This window comes from Massilia aerilata, from assembly GCF_042656905.1.
Taxonomy (GTDB): Bacteria; Pseudomonadota; Gammaproteobacteria; order Burkholderiales; family Burkholderiaceae_D; genus Telluria; species Telluria aerilata.
The window spans coordinates 59,114-83,241 of sequence record NZ_JBHSMZ010000026.1; the positions used below are offsets into that span (position 1 = coordinate 59,114).

General features: G+C 64.0%; 19 protein-coding genes. 8 read left to right on the top strand and 11 right to left on the bottom strand.

The genetic code is table 11. The features are described 5' to 3' along the window. Positions 1 to 4 precede the first annotated feature (4 nt). Positions 5 to 829, bottom strand: a complete 825-nt coding sequence (locus ACFPO9_RS25510) for an alpha/beta fold hydrolase (protein ID WP_379776719.1) — start codon at positions 827 to 829, stop codon at positions 5 to 7. A 456-nt stretch (positions 830 to 1,285) separates the two neighbouring features. Here ACFPO9_RS25510 and ACFPO9_RS25515 point away from each other — a divergent pair, with 456 nt between their 5' ends. Continuing rightward, positions 1,286 to 1,591, top strand: coding sequence for a hypothetical protein (locus ACFPO9_RS25515; RefSeq protein ID WP_379776722.1), 306 nt, complete (start codon positions 1,286 to 1,288; stop codon positions 1,589 to 1,591). Between the two features lie 410 nt (positions 1,592 to 2,001). Here the strand turns inward: ACFPO9_RS25515 and ACFPO9_RS25520 are convergent, their stop codons facing one another. The 3 genes from ACFPO9_RS25520 to ACFPO9_RS25530 form a co-directional block, all read right to left on the bottom strand. Beyond that, a complete protein-coding gene (locus ACFPO9_RS25520) occupies positions 2,002 to 3,084 on the bottom strand; it encodes a hypothetical protein (RefSeq protein ID WP_379776725.1) in 1,083 nt (360 codons plus the stop codon). 362 nt (positions 3,085 to 3,446) lie between these two features. Further along, entirely contained in the window at positions 3,447 to 3,965 is a 519-nt protein-coding gene (gene ssb / locus ACFPO9_RS25525) for a single-stranded DNA-binding protein (RefSeq protein ID WP_379776728.1), read from the bottom strand. 238 nt (positions 3,966 to 4,203) lie between these two features. Next, complete coding sequence (locus tag ACFPO9_RS25530; protein WP_379776731.1) at positions 4,204 to 5,547, bottom strand: hypothetical protein; 1,344 nt, start codon at positions 5,545 to 5,547, stop codon at positions 4,204 to 4,206. A 291-nt stretch (positions 5,548 to 5,838) separates the two neighbouring features. Here ACFPO9_RS25530 and uvrA point away from each other — a divergent pair, with 291 nt between their 5' ends. After that, positions 5,839 to 8,688, top strand: a complete 2,850-nt coding sequence (uvrA, locus tag ACFPO9_RS25535) for an excinuclease ABC subunit UvrA (RefSeq protein ID WP_379776734.1) — start codon at positions 5,839 to 5,841, stop codon at positions 8,686 to 8,688. A gap of 104 nt (positions 8,689 to 8,792) precedes the next feature. Here the strand turns inward: uvrA and ACFPO9_RS25540 are convergent, their stop codons facing one another. Further along, a complete protein-coding gene (locus tag ACFPO9_RS25540; protein ID WP_379776737.1) occupies positions 8,793 to 9,191 on the bottom strand; it encodes a rhodanese-like domain-containing protein in 399 nt (132 codons plus the stop codon). Positions 9,192 to 9,277: 86 nt separating this feature from the next. On the opposite strand from ACFPO9_RS25540, the gene ftrA reads away from it, so the two are divergent. Then, a complete protein-coding gene (gene ftrA, locus ACFPO9_RS25545; protein ID WP_379776740.1) occupies positions 9,278 to 10,246 on the top strand; it encodes a transcriptional regulator FtrA in 969 nt (322 codons plus the stop codon). Continuing rightward, positions 10,243 to 10,695, top strand: a complete 453-nt coding sequence (locus ACFPO9_RS25550) for a DUF2214 family protein (RefSeq protein ID WP_379776743.1) — start codon at positions 10,243 to 10,245, stop codon at positions 10,693 to 10,695. The genes ftrA and ACFPO9_RS25550 overlap by 4 nt, the downstream gene beginning before the upstream one ends. A 16-nt stretch (positions 10,696 to 10,711) precedes the next feature. Here ACFPO9_RS25550 and ACFPO9_RS25555 read toward each other — a convergent pair whose 3' ends face one another. Genes ACFPO9_RS25555 through ACFPO9_RS25565 form a run of 3 tightly spaced genes read right to left on the bottom strand, consistent with a single transcriptional unit; the run spans position 10,712 to position 15,622 of the window. Further along, positions 10,712 to 11,938, bottom strand: a complete 1,227-nt coding sequence (locus tag ACFPO9_RS25555) for a cyanophycinase (RefSeq protein ID WP_379776745.1) — start codon at positions 11,936 to 11,938, stop codon at positions 10,712 to 10,714. Positions 11,939 to 11,948: 10 nt separating this feature from the next. Further along, the gene (locus ACFPO9_RS25560) at positions 11,949 to 14,675 is read right to left on the bottom strand and encodes a TonB-dependent receptor (protein ID WP_379776747.1); all 2,727 of its coding nucleotides are present in this window, start codon (positions 14,673 to 14,675) and stop codon (positions 11,949 to 11,951) included. Next, positions 14,672 to 15,622: a MurR/RpiR family transcriptional regulator gene (locus ACFPO9_RS25565; protein WP_379776750.1), complete on the bottom strand. Its 951-nt coding sequence runs from the start codon at positions 15,620 to 15,622 to the stop codon at positions 14,672 to 14,674. The genes ACFPO9_RS25560 and ACFPO9_RS25565 overlap by 4 nt, the downstream gene beginning before the upstream one ends. 155 nt (positions 15,623 to 15,777) lie before the next feature. Between ACFPO9_RS25565 and ACFPO9_RS25570 the strand changes: the two genes are divergently transcribed. Continuing rightward, a complete protein-coding gene (locus ACFPO9_RS25570) occupies positions 15,778 to 16,896 on the top strand; it encodes a succinylglutamate desuccinylase/aspartoacylase family protein (RefSeq protein ID WP_379776752.1) in 1,119 nt (372 codons plus the stop codon). Positions 16,897 to 16,909: 13 nt separating this feature from the next. Beyond that, the gene (locus ACFPO9_RS25575; protein WP_379776754.1) at positions 16,910 to 18,295 is read left to right on the top strand and encodes a YfcC family protein; all 1,386 of its coding nucleotides are present in this window, start codon (positions 16,910 to 16,912) and stop codon (positions 18,293 to 18,295) included. A gap of 177 nt (positions 18,296 to 18,472) precedes the next feature. Here ACFPO9_RS25575 and ACFPO9_RS25580 read toward each other — a convergent pair whose 3' ends face one another. Further along, the gene (locus tag ACFPO9_RS25580; RefSeq protein ID WP_379776757.1) at positions 18,473 to 20,323 is read right to left on the bottom strand and encodes a phosphoenolpyruvate carboxykinase (GTP); all 1,851 of its coding nucleotides are present in this window, start codon (positions 20,321 to 20,323) and stop codon (positions 18,473 to 18,475) included. A 368-nt stretch (positions 20,324 to 20,691) separates the two neighbouring features. On the opposite strand from ACFPO9_RS25580, the gene ACFPO9_RS25585 reads away from it, so the two are divergent. Beyond that, positions 20,692 to 21,681, top strand: a complete 990-nt coding sequence (locus ACFPO9_RS25585; RefSeq protein WP_379776760.1) for a D-2-hydroxyacid dehydrogenase family protein — start codon at positions 20,692 to 20,694, stop codon at positions 21,679 to 21,681. A 35-nt stretch (positions 21,682 to 21,716) separates the two neighbouring features. On the opposite strand, the gene ACFPO9_RS25590 is transcribed toward ACFPO9_RS25585, so the two are convergent. Beyond that, on the bottom strand, positions 21,717 to 22,475 hold the full coding sequence (locus ACFPO9_RS25590; RefSeq protein ID WP_379776763.1) for an L-asparaginase: 759 nt from the start codon (positions 22,473 to 22,475) through the stop codon (positions 21,717 to 21,719). A 112-nt stretch (positions 22,476 to 22,587) separates the two neighbouring features. Between ACFPO9_RS25590 and ACFPO9_RS25595 the strand changes: the two genes are divergently transcribed. Continuing rightward, the gene (locus ACFPO9_RS25595; protein WP_379776766.1) at positions 22,588 to 23,145 is read left to right on the top strand and encodes an asparaginase domain-containing protein; all 558 of its coding nucleotides are present in this window, start codon (positions 22,588 to 22,590) and stop codon (positions 23,143 to 23,145) included. A 55-nt stretch (positions 23,146 to 23,200) separates the two neighbouring features. On the opposite strand, the gene ACFPO9_RS25600 is transcribed toward ACFPO9_RS25595, so the two are convergent. Then, positions 23,201 to 24,097, bottom strand: a complete 897-nt coding sequence (locus tag ACFPO9_RS25600; protein ID WP_379776768.1) for a recombination-associated protein RdgC — start codon at positions 24,095 to 24,097, stop codon at positions 23,201 to 23,203. Positions 24,098 to 24,128: the final 31 nt, after the last annotated feature.

Genomic DNA, 24,128 nt, shown 5'->3' on the forward strand with positions numbered 1-24,128 from the left:
CGAATCAGGACTTGAGGAAGTCCAGCATCAGCGCATTGAGCTGCTGGGCGTGGGTGGCGGCAAAACCATGCGGCGCCCCCTTCACCACCTCGAGCCGGCTGCCCGGGATCATGGCGTGCGAGCGCTGGCCCGACACCTCCAGTGGCACGATCTGGTCGGCGTCGCCGTGCGCGACCAGGGTCGGGACGTCGAATTTTTTCAGGTCTGCGCGGAAGTCGGTGGTGCCGAAGGCGGTAATGCATTGCTCGGTTGCCAGCGGCGATGCGGCCCAGGCCTGCCACTTGCTGAAGGCGAGCAGGTCCTGGCCCTGCTCCGCGTTCTTGTCCAGGTTGTAGAAGCCCGGGAAGAAACCCTGCAGGAAGGCGATGCGATTCTTCCTCACCCCTTCCAGCATGCCATCGAACACGGATTTATCCACGCCCTCCGGATTGTCATCCGTTTTCAACAGGAAGGGCGGCACGGCGCCCAGCAGCATGGCCTTCGACACCCGCTCCGTGCCATAACGGCCGATATAGCGGGCGACCTCGCCGCCGCCCATCGAAAAGCCGGCCAGCGCCACCTCGCGCAGGTCCAGTTGGGTGATCAACTCGTTGAGGTCGGCAGCGAAGCTGTCGTAGTCGTAGCCGCCGGTCGGTCGGCCCGACTGGCCGAAGCCGCGGCGGTCGTAGGCGATGACGCGGTAGCCGGCCTCGGCCAAAGCGGTGATCTGTGACTCCCACATGCGGTGGCTGAGCGGCCAGCCGTGGATCAGCACCACGGGTTTTCCCTGTCCCTGTTCGTAGTAATAAAGCTCGGTCGGATTGGCGCCGGACGTCTGGATAGTGGGCATGTCATGTCCTTTCAAGTGGAGGCGGCAGTGTAAGCCTTTGCGCATCGGCGAATCGCACGCTTGCCTGAGGTAAAAGTGCTGACTCCTCTCAAGGGCTTCCGGGACCTTGTCGCTTCGCCACTCGCCGTCTGAAGAGCGATTTATGATGTTTTTTATAACATGCAAAAACCTCATTCCACGCTGCCTCGCGGCAGCAATCTTGCCCAAGTTTGCCTTGCACTGGAGCCAATTCCATGAAGCACACGCTGAAGCACACGCATATCCTGACGGCCTTGTTCCTGTCCTGCGCCGGCGTCTCGGCCATCGCGGCCGCCCCCTGCTGCACCTATGGCGACGCCGGGCGCATGACCGGCGGCGGTTCGATCATCTGTACCGGGCCGGCCTACCGCTATACCTTCGGCTACGAGCTGCACTGCGCGCGAAGGCCAGCCGATTTCCGGCCCCAACAACCTCGAAGTGAATTTCAACACCGGCGATCACTTTCACCTGACCAATCTCACCCGTGGCTTTTGCACCGGTCCCGATGTCAGTACGCCGAACGCGCCGTTCAACACTTACTATAGCACCGGCACCGGCACCGGCACCCTGAACGGCCAGCCCGCCGAGATCTGGTTCAACCTCCTCGACCGTGGTGAACCCGGCGCAGGCGTCGACATCGCCGCCTTCACCATCCAGACCTCGTCCGGTAACCTCCTGCAATGCAGTAACACGCTGGAGGGCGGCAACAACCAGGCGCACAGGGCGACCGGCAACAAGCCTTGACCTTAACTGTGGATTTTTCTACTGTGCTTGAGGTCTACAACGGCACTCAAACACAGGAGAACGATCATGGCCTACTTCGGCGTCATTCCACTATCGGCTACATCAGCCCGATACAGTTTGAAAATCTAAAATGCGCCTAACGGAAGTGTCCGTGACGATGGGGGAAGGCCACGCATGATCTATGGCGGCTTCGAGATGCTGGTGGATCTGTAAAAAAGCCCGCCGGCTTTGCTGCCGGCGGGCTTTCGTTTTTACCTGGTGCTACCGAAATCTTAGAACGGTTGTACCCGCCAAAAACTGTTGGTACAACTGTTCGACGCGAGTAAGCGAGAGGGCCGCAGCTATGTCATTCTGTTGGTACGGTCCCGAACCCGTCCTTACTTCACCCGCACTCGGTTTAAAAGAGGTCCTTACGGTTGGCTAGAACGCCCCTTTCGAAATATGAGATTCCTTTTCAAGTGAAGGACCCTGATAAGAAAGTCGGAGTCACTGACTCGGTCACCGTCATGATAGCCGCAGATACGAGAAGTCCTGATGTGATAAAAAAAGCGTTTGCTCGCAACCTGCTCTCCGTTCGCGAGCCGCTTTACAGTTGTTTCGAAACCTACGATACCAAGCTGTTCCTCCGCTGCAGGCTTCAGCTTTGACACAAAGACGCCGTATGCAGAACGAAGCCTGTCGACCGGCTGGGCTTTCGCGACGGCGTCATAGCGTCGATACGACTTTGCTTTCTCGGAAGGGTATTCAGAAAAGCGGAGGAATTCATTGTTAACCAAAGTTTCTCCCGTGCGACCCCACGACATCCAGCGGTATTTGCCGTCTTTTATGTCTCCAAAGCTCAAGCCGCCAACCTGTTCGAAATAGAGAGCTTCGACATCGCCAGGTATCCCAGTGATCTTCTCTCCTGCCGTGGCACAGAGTCGCGCAAACGCCTCATCGGTTCTGTTACTTTTGGAAACGAGCGGGCCTACCGCAAAAACAGCAGGCAGGGCAAACAAGACCCCTCCGATTGCATACCGCTGTGCTCGCAATCCCGCACTGTCAATGCCGGCCCCTTCGCTTTCGCTCTTTTCCCCGAAGACGACACCCAAAGCCGCCGCCACCGCCGTGTAAGCAATACTCCCAAGCCATACATAGTATCCTGATAAAGGCTTGTACGAGGAGTTGCCCGAGCTCCCAACAGCAATGGTGTCTGCAAATAGGAATGTTCCTGCAAGCAGCAACGCGAATATTGCGGCTGTGACCGCTGGTGCGTACTTCTTCCTCCAGTACATGATCCAGGCAGCGCCTAAAACCGGATTCGCAAGCCAAGAGAAATGTCGATCGAATAGGCCCATCGGCCCTAAGAGGAACGCCATTAACCCTGGCGTATCCTCGTAGGCATGGTATGCAGGAAGCACTAAACACAACGGAAAAAGGAGCAAACCAGCAACGAGGAAGGAGGCGCGAAGTCGCCCAGCAAACGGTATAAACCAGTTGAGCCTGAAATTCACTGCGCTAGTTCCTGAGATTCAGTTAGAAGATTCCGATAACGAATAAACGCAATGGGCAAGAAGGTTGCCGTAAGTAGCAATTTCGTTCGACGATCAAGATTGGAGTGCGTTCGCACGCCTGTCCCCTCACGATGTTTCATCTTCTCGCCTCGCTCAGGGGGAAACGAAAAGTAATGCCGCTCTTCGTCAATCCCAACATCCACGTCCTCGGCTCGACGTATCTGGGCACCCACTCATCATTTTCACAAAGAAGTCGTTCATTTCCCTAGCAAGATAACCACAAAAAAATGTTTCAGTAAAGAAAAAGCCCGCATTCCCTTTCGGGAATACGGGCCTATCAACAAAAGCTGGCTAAGTAGGTTTTAGAACGGGATGTCGTCATCCATATCCGAGAAATTCGGCGCCGGTTTCGGCTGCGGACGGGCTGCCGGCGCCGGCGGGGCCTGGCGCGGTGCGGCCGGGCGGCTCGGCGGAGCGTCGTAGCTGTCGCCGCCGCCACCGTAGCTGTCGCCGCCGCTGTAGCCGCCGGCGTCGCCGCCCATGCCTTGGCGACCGCCCAGCATCTGCATGTTCTCGGCGATGATGTCGGTGGCGTAACGCTCGATGCCGTCCTTATCGGTGTACTTGCGGGTCTGCAGGCGGCCTTCGACGTAGACCGACGAGCCCTTTTTCAGGTACTGGCCGACGATCTCGGCCAGGCGGCCGAAGAAGGAGATGCGGTGCCACTCGGTCAGCTCTTTCTGCTCGCCGCTGTTGCGGTCCTTCGACTTGTACGAGGTTGCCACCGCGATGTTGGCGATCGCATCGCCGCTGGGCATGTAGCGGATTTCCGGGTCGCGGCCGAGATTGCCGACGATGATGACCTTGTTAACTGATGCCATGGTAAAACTCCTTGGTATATCCCTGGCTCTGCGTAGTGTCTAAGCGCCAGGGAACTGGTTGAAATTCATCCGTTATTATGCCTGCTTGGAAAACTTTAGAGGCAAAAATTTGTGCTCTGCTGGACGGGCCGGACAGCACATTTCCAACACAAGCTCAGACCTCCGATGTGGGGCCGAAGTGCCCCGTTTGGAAGAGATGCAGGTCAATATTCCTGAAGGCCTTGCAGGCTATAGGCGCTCAAAAATACGTCGGAAAGCGGTCCGCCAGGGTGCGCTCGAATTGCGTCACCGGCTGGAGGTTGGGGAACATCGGCGCCAGCGTGCGCGCGATCTCCCAGCTGCGCCAGGCGCGCGGCGGGTCGAAGCTGCGGAAGTAGAAGTCGCCGATGTCCTTGTAGGCGCCGGCGATGGCGGAATTGCCACGCAAGACCTCCGCGTACAGGTCGCGCGCCGCGTCGGCCTCGCCTAGCTGCATGCGGTCGTTGGCTTCGTACAGCTGGAGCAGGTAGCGGCGCGACTGCACCTGCATGCGCAGCAGCTGCAAGCTGCCCACGGCCTGGCGCAAGCCGGCGCGGTCCCTGGCGGCCAGCGCCTGGGCCAACTTGCGCAGATTCGGGTCTGCCTGGAAGGCCAGCTTCTGCTCATCCGACAGCGCCGGCATGCGCGCGCCCGACAACTGCGATTCCATCAACGTGAGGTAGGCGTCGAGCGGCGGCTGCTCGCGCATCCGGGCGGCAAGCGCGTCGCCCGATCCCAGGCTGGCCTTGCCGGCCAGCGTAGCCCGGGATGCCCAGGCGCGGTCGAGCAAGGCGTCGAGCGAGCCGCCGTCCGCTGCCGCCGCGCGCGGCGTGTAGCCGTCCAGCGTGAACCCGGGCGCCGCGCCGGTCTCGCGGACCGCATCGATCTTCAGCAAAACCGACCTGTCGCCCCAGCCCGGGTGGAAGCTGTAGCGCAGGCTGGCCGGAATCCGCTGTGCCTTCTGCAGGCCATCGAGCACCGCCGGATGCCCGGCAAACTGGTAGCGCAGGAACTGGACGAAGCGCGCGGCATCGGCAGCGCCGACCGGCCTTGCCTCCTTGCCATGACGCAGCAGCGTCACGCCGCCGCTGGCAAACACCTCCTCCTCGCCCTCGGCATGCTGGGTGACCGGGGCAGCGCCGGGGCTGGGGATGGACAGCTCGTGCGCATCTTCGAGTTCGTCAGGCAGCTTGTCCTGGAGTTGCGCGGCCGTCATCGCCTTGCGTAAACCTTCGCGGTTGCGCAGCTCCAGTTCGCGAAAGCCGACGACGTCGTACAGCGAATATTCCTCGTAGGATTTCGCGGCTTCGTCGAGCACGTAGCGGCGGCGCCGCGCGAAGTCGTAGACCGTGGTCGTGTTGCCGGTGCGGCTGCTGATGTAGCTGTCGGCCAGCACGACCTCGCTGCGGCTGGCGCTGTCCGGCGGCACGGTGGCGCCAGGCTTGGCCTTGTTCGTCGTTTCCGCCGCCACGCTCATGCGCAGGGCGGCATGGGCCGGGACGGCACCCATCGTCAGCAGCGATACAGCGACAAGCTTGCCCAGGACACGATGCAGTTTCCGCATGGCAGATCCGATATTGAAGAGGTAGCCGATGCTTACATAAAATTATCAGGCAGGCAATGTTTACGATGTTTTGCTGGCCCTGCAAAAAATTTTTCGCTTTCTGGTGAGTCTGCCATTGAATTCCCTTCTTCCTCGACCAAATAAGGAAATCGCAGCCTGATGCAAGACGATACCAGGTAGATAACGCAGCCACAGTTAATTCACGGCGCGTATACCACTGTGAATAAAAACAGGTAAACTAGTGAGTTCTCCTCGTCCGGCCCACAAACTTCGAAAGCCAGCAAAAACCTGATGGAAGAAATCCGAATCCGCGGCGCCCGCACGCACAATCTCAAGAACATCAATCTCGACCTGCCGCGCAACAAGCTGATCGTGATCACCGGCCTGTCGGGCTCCGGTAAGTCTTCGCTCGCCTTCGATACCCTGTATGCCGAAGGCCAGCGCCGCTACGTCGAATCGCTGTCGGCCTACGCGCGCCAGTTCCTGCAGCTGATGGAAAAGCCGGACGTCGACCTGATCGAGGGCCTGTCGCCGGCCATCTCGATCGAGCAGAAAGCTACCTCGCACAATCCGCGTTCGACGGTCGGCACCGTCACCGAGATCCACGACTACCTGCGCCTGCTGTACGCGCGCGTCGGCACGCCCTACTGCCCGGACCACTCGCACGAGCCGCTGACCGCGCAGACCGTCTCGCAGATGGTCGACGCCGTGCTGGCCATGAAGGAAGGCACCAAGCTGATGATCCTGGCGCCGGTGGTCGCGAACCGCAAGGGCGAGCACGGCGACCTGTTCGCCTCGATGCAGGCGCAGGGTTTTGTCCGCTTCCGCGTCCAGAGCGGCACCGGCGTGGCGAAAATCCATGACGTCGACGACCTGCCCAAGCTGAAGAAGACGGAAAAGCACACGATCGACGTGGTGATCGACCGTATCAAGGTCACGCCCGAGATCAAGCAGCGCCTGGCCGAGTCTTTTGAGACCGCGCTGCGCCTGGCCGACGGCCGCGCCGTGGCCTACGAGATGGACACCGAGAAGGAGCACATCTTCTCGAACAAGTTCGCCTGCAATGTCTGCGGCTATTCGCTGCAGGAGCTGGAGCCGCGCCTGTTCTCCTTCAATAACCCGATGGGCGCCTGCCAGGAATGCGATGGCCTGGGCCACATCGAATTCTTCGATCCGAAGCGCATCGTCGCCTTCCCCAACCTGTCGCTGGCCTCCGGCGCGGTGAAGGGCTGGGACCGCCGCAACCAGTTCTACTTCCAGATGCTGAGCAGCCTGGCGCAGCACTTCGAATTCGACCTCGACAAGCCGTTCGAACAGCTGCCGAAAGCCGCCCAGGACGTGGTCCTGTTCGGCTCCGGCAAGAACACCGTGCCCTTCGCCTACGTGAACGAGCGTGGCCGCACCGTGATCCGCGAGCACACCTTCGAGGGCGTGGTCAACAACCTGCAGCGCCGCTACCGCGAGACGGATTCGATGGCGGTGAAGGAGGAGCTGGCCAAGTTCATCAACGAGAAGGAATGCCCGACCTGCGGCGGCGCGCGCCTGCGCACCGAAGCGCGCTACGTGAAGGTCGGACATGGTGAGCAGCAGCGCGCGATCTACGAGGTCGCCCGCACCCCGCTGCGCGACTGCCTGGCCTACTTCGACAGCCTGCAGCTGACCGGCGCCAAGAAGGACATCGCCGAGCGCGTGATCAAGGAGATCGTGGCGCGCCTGAAATTCCTGAACGACGTCGGCCTCGACTACCTGTCGCTGGACCGCAGCGCCGATACCCTGTCGGGCGGCGAAGCGCAGCGCATCCGCCTGGCCTCGCAGATCGGCTCCGGCCTGACCGGCGTGATGTACGTGCTGGACGAGCCTTCGATCGGCCTGCACCAGCGCGACAACGACCGCCTGATCGCGACGCTCAAACATTTGCGCGACATCGGCAACTCCGTGCTGGTGGTCGAGCACGACGAAGACGCGATCCGCACCGCCGACTACATCGTCGACATGGGTCCGGGCGCCGGCGTGCATGGCGGCGCCGTGATCGCCGAAGGCTCGATCAAGGACATCATGAAGAACAAGGAGTCCTTGACCGCGGCTTACCTGAGCGGCCGCAAGAAGATCGAGGTGCCGAAGAAGCGCACCAAGGCGGACCCGGAGCGCATGCTGCACATCAGCGGCGCCACCGGCAACAACCTGAAGGACGTGACCCTGGAACTGCCTGTCGGGCTGATGACCTGCGTGACCGGCGTGTCCGGCTCGGGCAAATCGACGCTGATCAACGACACCCTGTTCCCGGCCCTGTCGCGCCACCTGTACGGCTCCCAGACCGAACCGGCGCCGCACACCGCGATCCACGGCCTCGAGCACTTCGACAAGGTGATCTCGGTCGACCAGGCGCCGATCGGCCGCACCCCGCGCTCGAACCCGGCCACCTACACCGGCGTGTTCACCCCGATCCGCGACCTGTTCGCGACGGTGCCGACCGCGAAGGAACGCGGTTACTCGGCCGGCCGCTTCTCGTTCAACGTCAAGGGCGGCCGCTGCGAAGCCTGCCAGGGCGACGGCGTGATCAAGGTCGAGATGCACTTCCTGCCGGACGTCTACGTGCCCTGCGACGTCTGCCACGGCAAGCGCTACAACCGCGAGACGCTGGAAGTCCAGTACAAGGGCAAGAACATCACCGAAGTGCTGGACATGACGGTCGAGGATGCGCACGAGTTCTTCAAGCCGGTGCCGGTCATCGCCCGCAAGCTGCACACGCTGCTGGACGTGGGCCTCGGCTACATCAAGCTGGGCCAGAGCGCGACCACGCTGTCGGGCGGCGAAGCGCAGCGCGTGAAACTGTCGCTGGAGCTGTCCAAGCGCGATACCGGCCGCACGCTGTACATCCTCGATGAGCCGACCACCGGCCTGCACTTCGCCGACATCGACCTGCTGCTGAAGGTGATCCACCGCCTGCGCGACCAGGGCAACACGCTCGCGATCATCGAGCACAACCTGGACGTGGTGAAGACCGCGGACTGGATCGTCGACCTCGGTCCGGAAGGCGGCGCGGGCGGCGGCATGATTGTCGCCACCGGCACGCCTGAGGATGTGGCGAAGAACAAGGCCAGCGTGACCGGCAAGTACCTGAAGCCGCTGCTGAAGCAATAAAGCGTCGTGCCGGGCATTGCCCAAACCGACTCCCCGCGCAGGCGGGGACCCAAGTTCCGGGCTTAGCTCATAACTTGGGTTCCCGCCTGCGCGGGAACGACGAGCTAACTCACCAGCTCAAACCCCTCATCCACCCACCCCGTCACCCCGCCGATCATCAATTTCACAGGCCGCCCCAGCCTGGCCAGGCGCAGCGCGCCGCGGTGCGCGCCATTGCAGTGCGGCCCGGCGCAGTAGACCACGAACAGCGTCTCGATCGGATAGTCCTTCAATTTCGCCTCGACGATCTTCCCCTGCGGCAGATGCAGGGCGCCGGGCACATGGCCCTTCGCATACAAGGCCGGCCCACGCACGTCGAGCAGCACGAAGTCCTGCTGCTTGCTGCTCATCGCCTCGTGCACGTCGGCGCAATCGGTCTCGTATTCGAAGGCGCTGCCGAAGTGGCGCGCCGCCTTGTCGCTGGGCGCCGCGGGTACGTTTGAAACTGCTGAAGCCATTGCCATCTCCCTGATGAAAAGAGCTTGCAGTGTGCCCGCCGGCCGTCAAACCTGGCAGTGGCCGCGGCGACAGAAGCTGGTAACATCCGGACATGTCCAAGCACGTCGCCATCCTCGCCTACGACCGCCTGTGCACCTTCGAATTCGGCTGCGCGGTCGAACTGTTCGCGCTGGAGCGCCCCGAGCTGGAGGTAAGCTGGTACAGCCATGCGGTGTGCGCGATCGAGCCCGGTCCGCTGCGCGCCGCCGGCGGCCTGGCGCTGCAGGCGCCGCACGGGCTGGATGCGCTCGACGCCGCCGACACCATCGTGATCCCCGGCTGGCGCGATGCGGACGAAGCACCGCCGCCCGCCCTGCTGGATGCGCTCAAGCGCGCCCATGCCCGCGGCGCGCGCCTGTGCTCGATCTGCTCCGGCGCCTTCGTGCTGGCGCATGCCGGCCTGCTCGACGGCCGCAGGGCCACCACGCACTGGCGCTACTTCGACAAGCTGGCCTCGCACTTCCCCGCCATCGCGATCGAGCAGGACGTGCTGTATGTCGAGGATGAAAACATCGTCAGCTCGGCCGGCTCGGCGGCCGGCCTCGACATGCTGCTGCACCTGGTGCGCAGCGATTTCGGCGCCGACATCGCCAACAAGGTCGCACAGCGCCTGGTCCTCCCCGCGCACCGCGACGGTGGCCAGGCGCAATTGGTGATGCGCCCACTGCCGCAGTCGCAGCTTGATCCGATCGCCCGCACCATGGACTGGGCAAGGGAAAACCTGCGCGCAGGGCACACGCTGGCCTCGATGGCGGACCAGGCGAAGATGGGCGTGCGCACCTTCCAGCGCCGCTTCAAGGACCGCACCGGCGCCAGCCCGCTGGACTGGCTGGTGCGCGAGCGCGTGATGCTGGCTGCCCGGTTGCTGGAGACGCGGCCTGGGCTGGCCATCGAGGCGGTCGCCGACCTGGCGGGCCTCGGTTCGCCCGAATCCCTGCGCCGCCACTTCCGCAGCCACGGCCTGCCGTCGCCGGCGCGCTACCGCAAGCATCGTCAACTCACGCAAGCAAGCATGCCATGATCGACTTCCTGCTGGCCTCCCTCCACCACCTGATCGTGTTCGGCATCGCCTCGGCGCTGGCCGCGGAAATCGCGCTGATGCGGCCGGCGGCCATGTCGCCGCGCACGGTACGGCTATTGGGACGCTTCGATGCGGTCTACGGCGGCCTGGCGCTGGCGATCCTGGTGGTCGGCTTCGCCCGCGTGTGGTTCGGCGCCAAGGGGCCGGATTTCTACCTGCACAACCTGGCGTTCTGGGCGAAGATAGGCGCTTTCCTGGTGATGGGGCTGGTGTCGATCCGCCCTACCCTGCGCATCCTGGCGTGGCAAAAGCTGTTGAAGGCCAATGAGGCCTTCGTGCCGCCGTCGCAGGAGATTGCCGCGCTGCGCCGCCAGCTGGTGCTCGAGATCCACGTGTTCGCGCTGATCCCGGTGCTGGCGGCCGCGATGGCGCGCAGTATCGGGTACTAAGCGGCGACTAGTCCGCCTAGTCCGCCGAGTACAGCGGCAGGTGCATCTTCACCGGCCGCACGTCCATCCGGATCCGGTAGATCGAATACGCATCCTCGCGGTTGGTGGCGTACTCCCGGGTGTCCGGCACGCGGGTAAACGTGAATTCGAAGCCGCGTTCCGGGGTCTTGCTGCCGGGGCCTTCGAAGGCGATGCCGACCGCGCGCTGCTGGTCGCTGTCGGTCAGCTTCTCGAGCAGGTTGACCACCGAGGTGTTCCCCAGGATGTCGGTGGTGAAAATCGATTCGCGGTGTTCGCGGTCGATGTTTTTCAAGGGCTCCTTGTCCGGTCCCGGCGAGTAGGCGCGGCTGACCAGGTTGAAGCGGTCGCCGCTGTCCAGGTAGCTGATGCGCGCGTTCGCCACATTGAAATTCGGCTGCGCCTTGTCGACCGTGGCGCCGGCCAGGTCGAGCACCAGCGCGCCGCGGTAGCCGATGATGGTCACGTCGCGCGTCGGCCCGACCACGGCGGCGGTGTTCTCGTCGATGCCGATGCCCAGCGTATAGCCCTTGGCCAGCATCACCGGCAGCATGCGCGCGAAGCGGCCGCGGATCAGGAAGTGCTGGTCGATGAAGACGTCCTCGCCGACGAAGCCCAGCCCCGGCGCGACGTCCTTGCCATCCGTGATGCCGTGTTTCAGCATGGGCAGCACTTCCGGCGGCGGATCGTAGAACATGGTGCTGCTCATGATGGCCGCGCCGGCGCTGGTGCCGGCGATCACGCCGCCGCGCCGGTACATCGCCCACAGCGCGTCCAGCACCGCCGTGTTGCTACCGTCCGCGCGCCGCAGCGAACCGGTGATGCGGGCCTGGTCGCCGCCGGTGAAGAAGGCGCCGCCGGCTTCGCGCACCGCCTTGGCCGTGGCCGGATCATCGGCGGCTTTCAGCGCATCGGTGCCGGCCAGGCGCGGCGCGACCGGCACCACGAAGGCCTGGGCGCCGTAGCGTTTCAAGGTGTCCGCGGTGAGCTGGGCTTCCCGCGCCGGCGTGCCGGCGGCAGTCGGGAACACGGCGATGCGCGCCCCCTTGCCGCCTGCCAGTTCGACGATCTTCTGCCAGACCTCCACGTTGTTGGCGCGCAGCCCGCCGCCGATGATGACCAGCGAGCCTTTCGGCCGGTCCGGCGCTCCGGTCTCGGCCCGCGCCGCGGAAGCACCGGCGCCCGCAAGCACCAGCGCCAGCGCCAGGCCCCATCTCTTCAGCATAAGCACCCCATCACTTGAACGAGTAATTCGCACTCACGAAGGCACTGCGGCCACGCGGGTCCGTATAGCTTGGATCATACCCGGCCAGGAAGAACCAGGCCTGGTTCGAGAACGGCGGATCCTTGTCGAGCAGGTTCAGGACGCCGGCGCGCAGCTTGAGGTTCTTGCCGATCGCCCAGCTGCCGGTCAGGTCCCACAGCGAGTAATGCTTCACGTGGTTCGGCGCCAGCAGGGTGTCGGTGAACGGATCGTAGGTCGTGTTCTGGTCGGTGTAGCTGGACGAGTACTGGTTCGCCAGCGTGAGCGAGACCGGGCCGTTGTCCCATTCGAAGTTGATGCGGTGGCGCCACTTCTGGATCACCTGGTCGTTCAGGAACACGCCGAGGTTGCTGCGATAGGGCTCGTTCGGGCCGAACTGGCGGTCGTACTTCAGGATCCAGGTGCCGGACAGGTTGATGCCGAAGCGTCCCCAGGCCCCGCGTTCGGTGCGCCAGTCGGCAGCGATGTCGATGCCCGAGGTCTTCAGGCGGCCCTGGTTTTCCTTCATCAGGAGGATGTTCTCGATGAAGCCGTCCTCGTCGCGCGTGATGTACTTGCCGTTGTAGGCGGCCGGGTTCTCGATGATGACCTGTTCACCCAGGGTGCTGATCACGTCCTTCTTCTCGATGTTCCAGTAGTCGAGCGCGAGACTGGTGCGCTTGATGGGTTCGAACACCACGCCCATGCCGAACTGGCGCGATTTTTCCGGCTTCAGGTTCGGGTTCGAGCGGCGCTCCACGCCCCACTGGTCAGTGCAGGTGTCGATGCTGCCTTCCTGCGCCACGCACTGCGGGTCGGTCAGGATGCCGGCAGTGGTGCCGAAGATGGTCGGGCGCTTCAGGTCCGAGAGTGACGGCGCGCGGAAGCCGGTGCCGGCCGAGGCGCGCAGCAGCAGGGCCGGAGACGGCTTCCAACTCAGGCCGATCTTCGGATTGGTGGTGTTGCCGACTTCGCTGTAGTGGTCGAAGCGCACCGCCAACTGCATCTCCAGCTCCTTGGTGAAGGGCGCCACCACTTCGGCGAACACCGAGGCGACCTTGCGGGTGTCGTCGGCGGTTTCGACCTCGAGCAGCTGGCCGGCCGGAATGGTGCTGTCACGGTCGCCGGCGATGTTGTTCGAATTGAGCAGGTCCGAGGGATTGAACACCTGGTGCTCGTGGCGCAGTTCGCCGCCGATGGCGAGCGCGAGATCGCCGCCGGCCAGCGCGGTCAGGCCGCGCGACATCTTGCCGTCCAGGGAGGTCGACACGCCCTTGGCCTTGCGCGCCTCGTCGTTGATCTTGATGCTGTTGATCAGGTCCGTGCCGGCCTTGGTCGAAGGCGCGAAGGGATTCACGGTGCCGTTGCGCACCGCGGCGTCGAACTGGTCGTACAGCACGTAGCCGTTCACGTACTTGTCGACCGCGCGGTTCTCGGCGCGCGACAGGGCCGCGTCGTAGTCCCAGCCATTCAGTGTGCCGGTGGCGCCCAGCACCAGGCGCTGGCCGGTACTCTTCACCTCGTTGCTGCGGTTGCCCGCTTCGGCCATGCGGTAGCGGATGCCGCTGAAGGTGGTCGGCAGGCCGGGGCCGGTGAGCGCGTTGCGGTAGGCCGTCGGCAGGATGCTGACCGGCAGGTTGCGGATGCGGACCGGGTTCGGCGACAGCACATATTTGGTGTTGGTCTCGGTCTGCACCAGTTCCGCGAACAGCTGGTTGCCCGGGTTCAGCTGGAAGGTCGCGCGGCCGATGAAGCCGACCTTGCGCGAGTCCGGATAGATCTCGGTGTCTTCCATGTAGTCGTAGCTGCAGCCGGCCACGCCGCCCGGGCCCTTGGCCGCGTACACGGTGGCGGGAGGATTGCAGCCCGGCGCACTCGGGTTGACCCGGCTGACCGTGCTGCCGGCCGGCAGCAGGCCGGCGGCGATCAGCGCATTCCTCTGCGCGCCCGAGATATCGACGTTGGCCGGGAAGGTGTTGCTCGACATCTGGGCCGGCAGCGTGGTCGCCAGCTCGCGCTCCTTGATGAAGCTGCGCTGGCCCGAGCGCAGGCGGTCGAGCTGCTGCACGTCGAGCACGCCGAACACGTTGAAGCGGTCGGACTCCAGGTTGCCGTAGCCGGCGCTGATGCTGGCGGTCTTCTTGCCGGCGCCGCCGTGCTGGGTGCCGGCCAGCGAGCCGGAGAGGTCGATACCGGTATAGTCCTTGCGGGTGATGAAGTTGATCACGCCGCCGATCGCATCGGTGCCGTAGATCGCCGAGGCACCGTCCTTCAGCACCTCGACGCGCTGGATCGCGCCGGCCGGGATGTTGTTCAGGTCGACGCTGGCGTTGTCGCCGGGAGACGCGAAGTTGGCCAGGCGCCGGCCGTTCAGCAGCACCAGCGTGGACGACGCGCCGATGCCGCGCATGTTGGCCGCGTTGAGGCCGCGCTGGCCCGAGGTGCCGTCCGTGATGCTGGGGCCGTCCGTGATGGGCGCGGTGTTGGCGCTGATGTTCTTGACCAGTTCCGCGGCGGTGGTGGCACCCATCTTCTCGATGTCCTCGCGGGTGATCATCTGCACCGGCAGGGCCGTCTCGCTGTCGATGCGCTTGATCGAGGAGCCGGTGATCTCCACGCGGTGCAGCTTCTGCCCTTCTTCCTGCGCCTGCGCCCAGGCCTGCTGCGCGATCAGTGCCAGTGCGGCGGCGACGCTCGACGCCAAAATACGTTGTTTCATGCTTTTCTCCCTTTGGGTTTTTTCTGCATGCTGCCGGTACGAATCTGGTGTTCGCCAACCAGGTAGGCGGCGATGGCCTCGGTATGGCGGGCCGCCTTGGCCACATTGGCTTTATTGGAAGTCATCAGCGACACGGCCAGCGCTTCGATCACGGCCAGGGTGCTGCTGCCGCTGCTGGGCAGCACCGGGTGCGCGCTGTGCGCATACAGGACGTGATGTCCCAGCTCGGCGAGCGGGGAGGCGGGCGAATCGGTGATGGAGACGACGGTGGCGCCGTGGTCGCGTGCAAACCGCGTGAGCGGCACCACCGCCAGCGTATAGCGCGGCAGCGAGATCGCGACCAGCACATCCTTGCTGGTGATGTTGGCGAGGTGGCTGGCCGCCACTTCGGTGCCGCCGCTGGCGGCCACTTCGACCACGTGCTGGCAGAAGGGCTGCAAATGCATGGCGAGCGTGCCGGCCAAAAATGAGGACAGGCCGAAGCCCATCACGTACACGGTGCGCGCCTTGGTGAACACCGTGCCGATGCGGTCGAGCTGGGCGCCGTCCAGCGCGCGGCTGGTGGCGGTGATGCCCGCCTCGGCATAACTCAGGCTTTCCAGTGCCGGCGATGCGGCCGCGGCCTTGCGGGCGATCGTGCTGCGCAGCTTTTCGACCGGCTGCAGCACCGACTGCAGGGTCTCCGCCACCGCGCCGCGCATCGCCGCATAATTCTTGAAGCCGAGATCGCGGGCAAAGCGGCTGATGGTGGCCGTCGATACCTCGCAGGCTTCGGCCAGTTCCCCGATGCCCAGCGCCGTCACCCGCACCTGCTTGCGCAGCAGGTAGTCGGCGATCGCGCGGTTCGAGGCCGATCCTTCCGCCAGTACCCGCAACAGGCTCTGGCCGAGCGAAGACTCGGCAAAACCAATGTCGGGCGAAGCGCTGGACGGAACGTTTGGTGTCATCGAAGCTGGATGTCAATGAATAAACATTTCAAAATGTAAACCACATGTATTCACGAACTCAACATGTTTTTGAAAATAATCCTTCATCGATTTACCTTGTGTAAAAATTCATACATAATCGGCCGGGCACGCCGAACCGGCCAGGAGACCCGCATATGCATGCATACGAACACGCGCTCGCGACCGAGCCAGGCGTCGCTTCCTACCAGCTCGCTTCCTGGCACTACGGCAGCGCCGGCAGCGGCAAGAAGGCTTATATCCAGGCCGCATTGCATGCGGACGAGGTGCCGGCGATGCTGGTGGCGCACTTCCTGCGGCGCGAACTGGAGCGGCTGGATCTTGATGGCCGCGTGCGCGGCGAGATCGTGCTGGTCCCGGCCGCGAATCCCATCGGCCTGTCGCAGGTCATGCAGGGCATGCCCTTCGGCCGCTTCGACTTCGGCAGCGGCCTGAATTTCAACCGCGCCTTCCGTCACGTGGCCGAGGAATTGAAGGCCACCCTGGCCGGGCGCCTGGGTGCGGATGCGGCGGCCAACGTCGCCATGATCCGCAGCGAGGCGCGCGCCGCCGTCGAACGCTGGGAACCGCTCGACCCGACCGCCGTTTTGAAGAAAACCCTGCTGGGCATGGCGATCGACGCCGACATCGTGCTCGACCTGCACTGCGATAACGAAGCCCTGCTGCACGTCTACACCGGCACCGCGCTGGCCGGCCAGGTGGCGCCGCTGGCGGCCTTGCTCGGCGCGCGCGCCCTGCTGCTGTCGGATGCGTCGGGCGGCGAACCCTTCGACGAAGCCTGCAGCCGCCTGTGGTGGGACCTCGCCGCCCACTTCGGCCCGCAAACGCCGATTCCGCCGGCCTGCGCCGCCATCACGGTGGAGCTGCGCGGCGAGATGGACGTGCGCTACGATGTCGCCGAGCAGGATGCGCAGGCGCTGCTGCACTACCTGGCGCGCGAGGGCCTGCTCGACATCCCGCAGGCGCCCCTGCCCGCGCCCCTGTGCGAAGCGACACCCCTGGAGGGCGTCGAGCCGCTGCACGCACCGCAGTCGGGCGTGCTGGTGTTCCTGAAGAAGCTCGGCGAGCGGGTCGCCGCCGGCGAGGCCGTCGCCGACATCGTCAACCCGGTCACCGGCGTCACCGCCACCGTGCGCGCCAGCCGCGGCGGCCTGCTGTTCGCCTCTACCTCCCACCGCCACCTGCTGCGCGGCATGCACATCTGTAAAATCGCGGGCGATACGCCCTTCCGTTCCGGTTCCCTGTTGAGTCAATAAGAAAGCAAAGAGCATGCGCCTGCGAATGCCCAATACCTTCGTGCTGCTGTTTTCGATCCTCGCGCTGATCGCGCTGGCGACCTGGTTCGTCCCCGGCGGGAAGTACGAAACCCACCTCGTCAACGGCAAGCAGCTGGTCGACCCGAACACCTTCCATTACGTGGCGAGCAGCCCGCAGGGACTGGTGGCGCTGATGAAGGCGCCGATCAAGGGCTTCGTCGAAGCGGCGCAGATCATCGCCTTCGTGCTGATCGTCGGCGGCGCCTTCGCGGTGGTGCAGAAGACCGAGGCGATCGACACCGCGATCCGCTCGATCGCGCGCGCGCACGAGCACTCGGCGCTGGTGCGCGCGACCCTCATCCCGATCTTCGTGACCCTGTTTTCGCTGGGCGGCGCCACCTTCGGCATGAACGAGGAGGCGATTCCCTTCGTCCTGATCTTCGTGCCGCTGGCGCTGGCGCTCGGCTACGACACGATCACCGGCGTGGCCATCCCCTTCCTCGGCTCGCAGGCCGGTTTCGGCGCGGCCTTCCTGAATCCCTTCAACGTCGGCATCGCCCAGGGCATCGCCGGCGTGCCGGTGTTCTCGGGGATGGGTTATCGATTGATCGTGTGGGCCGCGGCGACCCTGGTCACGGTCCTGTTCCTGATGTGGTATGCGGCGCGTGTAAAGCGCAACCCGGCGCTGAGCCCGACCTTCGTGCTGGACCAGGCCCGGCGCCAGGAGCATCCGGTGGCCATGTCGTCCACCGACCGCATGACGGGCCGCCACGGGGCGGTGCTGGCGATCTTCGCGCTGGCACTCGTCACGATGGTGATCGGCGTGGTGAAGTACGACTGGTTCATCGACGAGATCGCGGCCCTGTTCCTGACAATGGCGATCGTGGTCGGCATGGTCGGCCGCCTCGGGCCCGACAACTGGGTCGCTTCCTTCATGCAGGGCGCGAAGGACCTGGCGCCGACGGCGCTGGTGATCGCGATCGCACGCGCGACCATGATCATCGCCCGCGACGCCCATATCATCGACACCATGCTGCACGATTTGATGCCGCTGGTGCAGTCGAGCCACCCGGTGTTCGCGGCGCAGAAGATGTACCTGATCCAGTCGGTGATCAACTTCTTCATCCACTCCGGCACCGGCCAGGCCGCGCTGACCATGCCGATCATGGCGCCGCTGGCCGACCTGGTAGGCGTGACGCGCCAGACTGCGATCCTGGCTTTCCAGCTCGGCGAGCTGTCCACGCCGATGATCCCGACTTCCGGCATCACGGTGGGCGTGCTGGCGCTGGCGCGCGTGCCCTGGCTGACCTGGGCCAAGTGGATGGTGCCGCTGCAGCTGATCTATCTGGTGCTGGCCTTGCTGCTGCTGGTGCCGCCCTGCTTGATGCAGTGGAGTTGAACGGCGCACGCTTCAGATGAAAAAAGGGGACAGGCTTTCACCTGTCCCCTTTTCCGTTTTTGTGCGGCCGGTTTGCGTGAACCTGGCCGTCGTCTCCCCACTGAAAACTTCTCGTGGGCTCGGAGAGCCCACCCTACCGTAACTCGTAGGGTGGGCACCCCGTGCCCACGTCACTCCTTACGCGCCCAGGCGCTGCTCCAGCGCCTGCTTGGTCGCCACCAGTTCCTGCGGCAGGCGGTAAGCCAGCTTGTCGAACAGTTCGCTGTGCAGCTTCAGTTCTTCGCGCCAGGCGTCCTTGTCGATCGAGGTGATCTGCTGGAACTGCTGTTCGGTGAAGTCGATGCCGGTCCAGTTCAGGTCCTGGTACGAGGGCGAGGTGCCGAACATGTGCTCGACGCCGCCCTGCTGGCCCTCAGTGCGCTCCAGGATCCACTTCAGCACGCGCATGTTGTCGCCGTAGCCCGGCCATACGAACTTGCCGGCGTCATCGGTGCGGAACCAGTTGACGCAGAAGATCTTCGGCTGCGCGGCTACTTTCTTGCCGAGGTCCAGCCAGTGCTGGAAGTAGTCGCTCATGTTGTAGCCGATGAAGGGTAGCATCGCGTACGGGTCGCGGCGCACGATGCCCATCTGGCCGGCGGCGGCGGCGGTGGTTTCCGAGCCCATGGTCGCGGCCATGTAGACGCCTTCGGTCCAGTTGCGGGCTTCGGTCACCAGCGGCACGGTGGTCGAGCGGCGGCCGCCGAAGATGAAGGCCGAGATCGGCACGCCGGCCGGGTCGTCCCAGGCCGGGTCGATGACCGGGTTCTGGGTCGCGGCCACGGTGAAGCGCGCGTTCGGATGCGCCGCCTTGGTGCCCGAGGCCGGGGTCCAGTCCTTGCCCTGCCAGTCGATCAGGTGCGCCGGCGCCTCTTTCGTCATGCCTTCCCACCAGACGTCGCCGTCGTCGGTCAGCGCGACGTTGGTGAAGATGACGTTCTCGCGCAGCGAGGCCATGCAATTGGGGTTGGTCTTGTCGTTGGTGCCCGGGGCCACGCCGAAGTAGCCGGCTTCCGGGTTGATCGCGACCAGCTTGCCGTCCGAGCCGGGCTTGATCCAGGCGATGTCGTCGCCGATGGTGGTGACCTTCCAGCCTTCGAAGCCGGCGGGCGGGATCAGCATCGCGAAGTTGGTCTTGCCGCAGGCCGAGGGGAAGGCGGCGGCCACGTATTTCTTGTCGCCTTGCGGCGATTCCACGCCCAGGATCAGCATGTGCTCGGCCAGCCAGCCGGTGCCGCCGGCTTGCGCTTCCTGGTAACCCATGTTCGAGGCAATGCGCAGCGCGAAGCACTTCTTGCCCAGCAGCGCATTGCCGCCGTAGCCCGAGCCGAAGGACCAGATCTCGCGAGTTTCCGGATAGTGGACGATGTACTTGGTGGCGTTGCACGGCCAGCGCACGTCCTGCTGGCCGGCCTGCAGCGGCATGCCGACGCTGTGCACGCAAGGCACGAACTCGCCCTGCTCGCCCAGCACGTCGTACACGGCCTTGCCCATGCGGGTCATGATGCGCATGTTGACGGCCACGTAAGGCGAGTCGGACAGTTCGACGCCGATGTGAGCGATCGGCGAGCCCAGCGGGCCCATCGAGAACGGCACCACGTACATGGTGCGGCCGGCCATGCAGCCGTCGAACAGGCCGTTCAGGGTCTGGCGCATCTCTTGCGGGTCGGTCCAGTTGTTGGTCGGACCGGCCTGCTCTTTCGTTGCCGAGCAGATGAAGGTGCGGTCTTCCACGCGGGCCACGTCGCTCGGGTCCGAGCAGGCCAGGTAGGAATTCGGGCGCTTCTCGGGGTTCAGGCGCTTCATCGTGCCGGCTTCGACCATCAGCGCGCACAGGCGGTCGTACTCTTCCTGCGAGCCATCGCACCAGTAGATGGCGTCGGGCTTGGTCAGGGCCGCGATATCGGCCACCCAATGGATGAGTTTGTCGTGCTTGATGTAAGCTGGGACCTTCAGTGCGGCGACGCCGCCCATGACGGGCTGGTTCATGAGTACCTCCAATGCCAATTAAGAATTCTTTGGCCTCGAAAAGCCGGCTTCGCGTCGCAGAGCCGCGGCTGGCAACGGTTGTTCGAGGTTCCGTCCTGGTGTCACAAGTCCCGGTATCGGGCACGCGCTCAAGAATCCATTTGGCAATGGTTCGGCGCCGGCGTAACGTATTGCTGCGGTGTCAAAAGATGTCAATCAGACATCGCCCGCCTTTATTTCTGGTCGATTCTACACCTGAAAAAATGCGTTTCAAATGCTTTCACAACAAAAATGTAGGAAATTTTGTTGACTAATGTAGTAGGTTATTCCCCATCTTTTGAATCCGCGTTATTTCATTACTTACCCGTACGAAATTTACGAAAACTCTTATGAAAATAGCCATCCTTGACGATTTCCAGGACGCCGTGCGCCAGCTGGATTGCTTTCAATTGTTGGACGGCCATGAGGTCAAAGTGTTCACGAATTCGACCCGAGGACTCGGCCAACTGGCGATCCGCCTGGCCCAGTTCGACGCCCTGGTCCTGATCCGCGAGCGCACCGCCTTCCCGCGCGCCCTGCTGGCCAAGCTGCCGAACCTGAAGCTGATTTCGCAGACCGGCAAGCTGGCCGGCCACGTCGACGTCGCCGCCGCGACCGGGCACGGCGTGGCGATTGCGGAAGGCATCGGTTCGCCGGTCGCGCCGGCCGAGCTGACCTGGGCGCTGATCATGGCAGCCAGCCGCAAGATCGTCCCCTACGCCAACAACCTGAAGCAGGGCTTGTGGCAGACGGCCTCGATCAATCCTGAACTGAACGGCCTGGGCCGCACACTGAAGGGACGCAAGCTGGCGATCTGGGGCTACGGCAAGATCGGCCGCATGGTGGCCGGCTACGGCAAGGCCTTCGGGATGCAGGTGCTGGTGTGGGGCAGCGAGGCCAGCCGCGCGGCGGCGGTGGCCGACGGCTACCAGGCGGCGCCCTCGCGCGAGGCCTTCTTCGAACAGGCCGACGTGCTGAGCCTGCACTTGCGCCTGAACGATGCCACGCGCGGCATCGTCACCGCGGATGACCTGGCGCGGATGCGGCGCGACGCGCTGTTCGTGAATACCAGCCGGGCCGAGCTGGTGGCGGAAAATGCCCTGGAAGAAGCCCTGCACCGCGGGCGGCCAGGCTACGCGGCGCTGGACGTGTTCACCAGCGAGCCGCTGCCGGCGGAATCCCCGCTATTGAAGATCCCGACCGTGCTGGCGACGCCCCACCTGGGCTATGTGGAGAAGGACAGTTACGAGCTGTATTTCCGCGTCGCGTTCGAGAACGTGGTGAATTTCGCCAACGGCAAGCCGACCAACATTCTGAATCCGGAAGCGTTGACGATTTGAACGTAGGTGTCCGCGTGGGCACAGGGAGCCCACGTTCAACGCAGTTCAGGTTCGCCTGTGAAGTTGGGCTTCGCAGCCGGCATGGCATGCCGGCGCGTCCACAAGCCTGCCCAGCCCGGCGGCCATTCAATGACGGGCCCGGCATACGCGGGCAGGCCGGCGCGCACCGGCACCACGGGCACCGGCGGCATCTCGACCAGGGCGCTGCCCTTGGGCTGCGGCGCCATGTCGAAACTGTACATGTAGCCCGGCAGTAAAGCATCGCAGACGCCGGCGAACCAGGCGGTATGGTCTTCGTCGCGGCCGAGCGCGCGCGCCAGGCCTTCTGGATCGAACCTGGCCAGCGCGTGGATCAGTTCGTCCGTGCTGGCGCCGGGCGCATCGCCCCATCCCATCACCGGGTTGCCGTTGTAGTCGGCGCCCGAGCCGTACCAGCCTTCGCGCCAGGGCCGTTGCATCCAGTCGCGCTGGCCGGTGAACAGATGCCAGCGCCAGTGCAGGCCGGAAGGTTTCGGCCAGGAATGCAGGTAGAGTTTTTCGTAGCCGGCCTTGTGCAGCTCGCGCACCATCGCCATCAGGCGCGCGTGCGGCATGCGGTCCGGCGGCGAGCGGCGGAACAGGATGGCTTCGCCGTCGGCGTGCTGGACTTCGTCGGTGGAAAGGTTAAGGTCGAGGGTACGCGCTTCGTTGCCGAAGCGCGCGGAGATCCATCCAGTCAAGAGATTGACGTGGACGATGACGCCATAACCGCGATGGCGATGAAAGATGACAGTGCCTGGAGCGACGGGTTTCATGTGATCAGTGTACTCATCCGATCCGGACGATTCTAGCGCAGTCACATGTGGATACACACCCATTTAGGGCTATCATTAGCACCTTATTTTTCTGCGTTTCCAAACCATTATCATGACTTTGCGGATCATTGCCACCGGCGGCACCTTCGACAAACACTACAACGAACTCAACGGTGTTTTGGGCTTTGCGGACAGCCATTTGCCTGACGTTATCAAGCGTTCGCGCATCACCATTTCAGCCGCGCTCGAGGTCGTTTCCCTGCTCGACTCGCTCGACATGCAGGACGCCGACCGGCAGAAAGTCCTGGCCGCCTGCCAGGCCGCCAGCGAGAAGGCGATCGTGATCGTGCACGGCACCGACACCATGCGCGAAACCGCCGAGGTACTGGGCCCGGTGGTCAAGGACAAGACCATCGTCTTCACCGGCGCCATGATTCCCTACGAGATCGCCAACTCGGATGCGCTGTTCAACTTCGGCTTTGCCTGCGGCGTGGCGCAGACCCTGCCACCGGGCGTCTACGTGGCCATGAACGGCACTATTTTTACGTGGGATAACGTCACCAAGAACAAGACCGCCGGCGTGTTCCAGCATGGCGCGGTGAGTCCGGCGAGTGCGGAGAAACCGGAAGAGCCCGCCACGTCGGACGAAGTGGCAGGTAGCGGGAGCTAGCGCACCGCGAACGAACTTGGGTCCCCGCCTGCGCGGGGACGACGCTGGCTGGTGTTCAGGCCTTGGCTTCGCCGCCAAGCGCCTCGACCAGGTCCGCCATCATCTTCGACAGCTCGCCGGTCATCAGCATCATGTCGTTATCGAAACGCTCGTCATCGCTGTAGGTGATGGTTTCGTTTTCCTTGATCACGTCCAGCGGCTTGACGCCCTTGACCGCCAGCGACTCGGTCAGCACGAAGGACACACGGCTGTTCCAGGTCATGGCCAGGCGGGTGCACTGCTTGCCGGCGGCGATGTGGCGGCGGATGTCTTCCGGGTCCAGCGAGTGCTTCACGTAGCGCACCGCGGCCTTGCTCTCGCCGGTTGCGCGCAGCTCGGTGTCCTGGTCGATCGTGAAGTTGTACGGCGCCTCGTCCGATTCCAGCCAGCCGGTCATGACGGCCACCGGCGAGCTCTGCACGCGCAGTGATTCCAGCGGCAGCTTGTCGACGGCCTTCAGCAGCAGCTTGATGACGTCGTCGGCTTTCGATGGGCTGGCGGCATCGATCACCAGCCAGCCGTTGACCGGGTCGATCCAGGTCCAGACGTTGCTGCGGATCGAGAAGGCGCGCGGCAGCAGCTCGTCGGCCACGCGTTCCTTCAGTTCCTTCATGGCCTTCTTGCCCGGCGGGAAGCCCTGCTGCTCTTCCAGCTCGGCCGCGCGCGCCTTGGCGACTTGCGTAATGACCGAGCCCGGCAGCAGTTTCTTTTCCGTGCCCAGCATCATCAGCATCTGCTTGTTGACTTCGTGGACCAGCTTGCCGTTGCCGCGCGGCGAATCCCAGCCCTGGCGCAGCAGCTCATTGCTGCTGGCCGGCGTGAATGCCTGCGACTGCAGCGCCTCTTCCATTTGTTCGGCGGTAAAAGCCCACGGTGCGGGCAGACGGTAGATCTGAAGATTCTTGAACCACATACGTTGCTTTCGGTGACCTATTGTTCGGGGG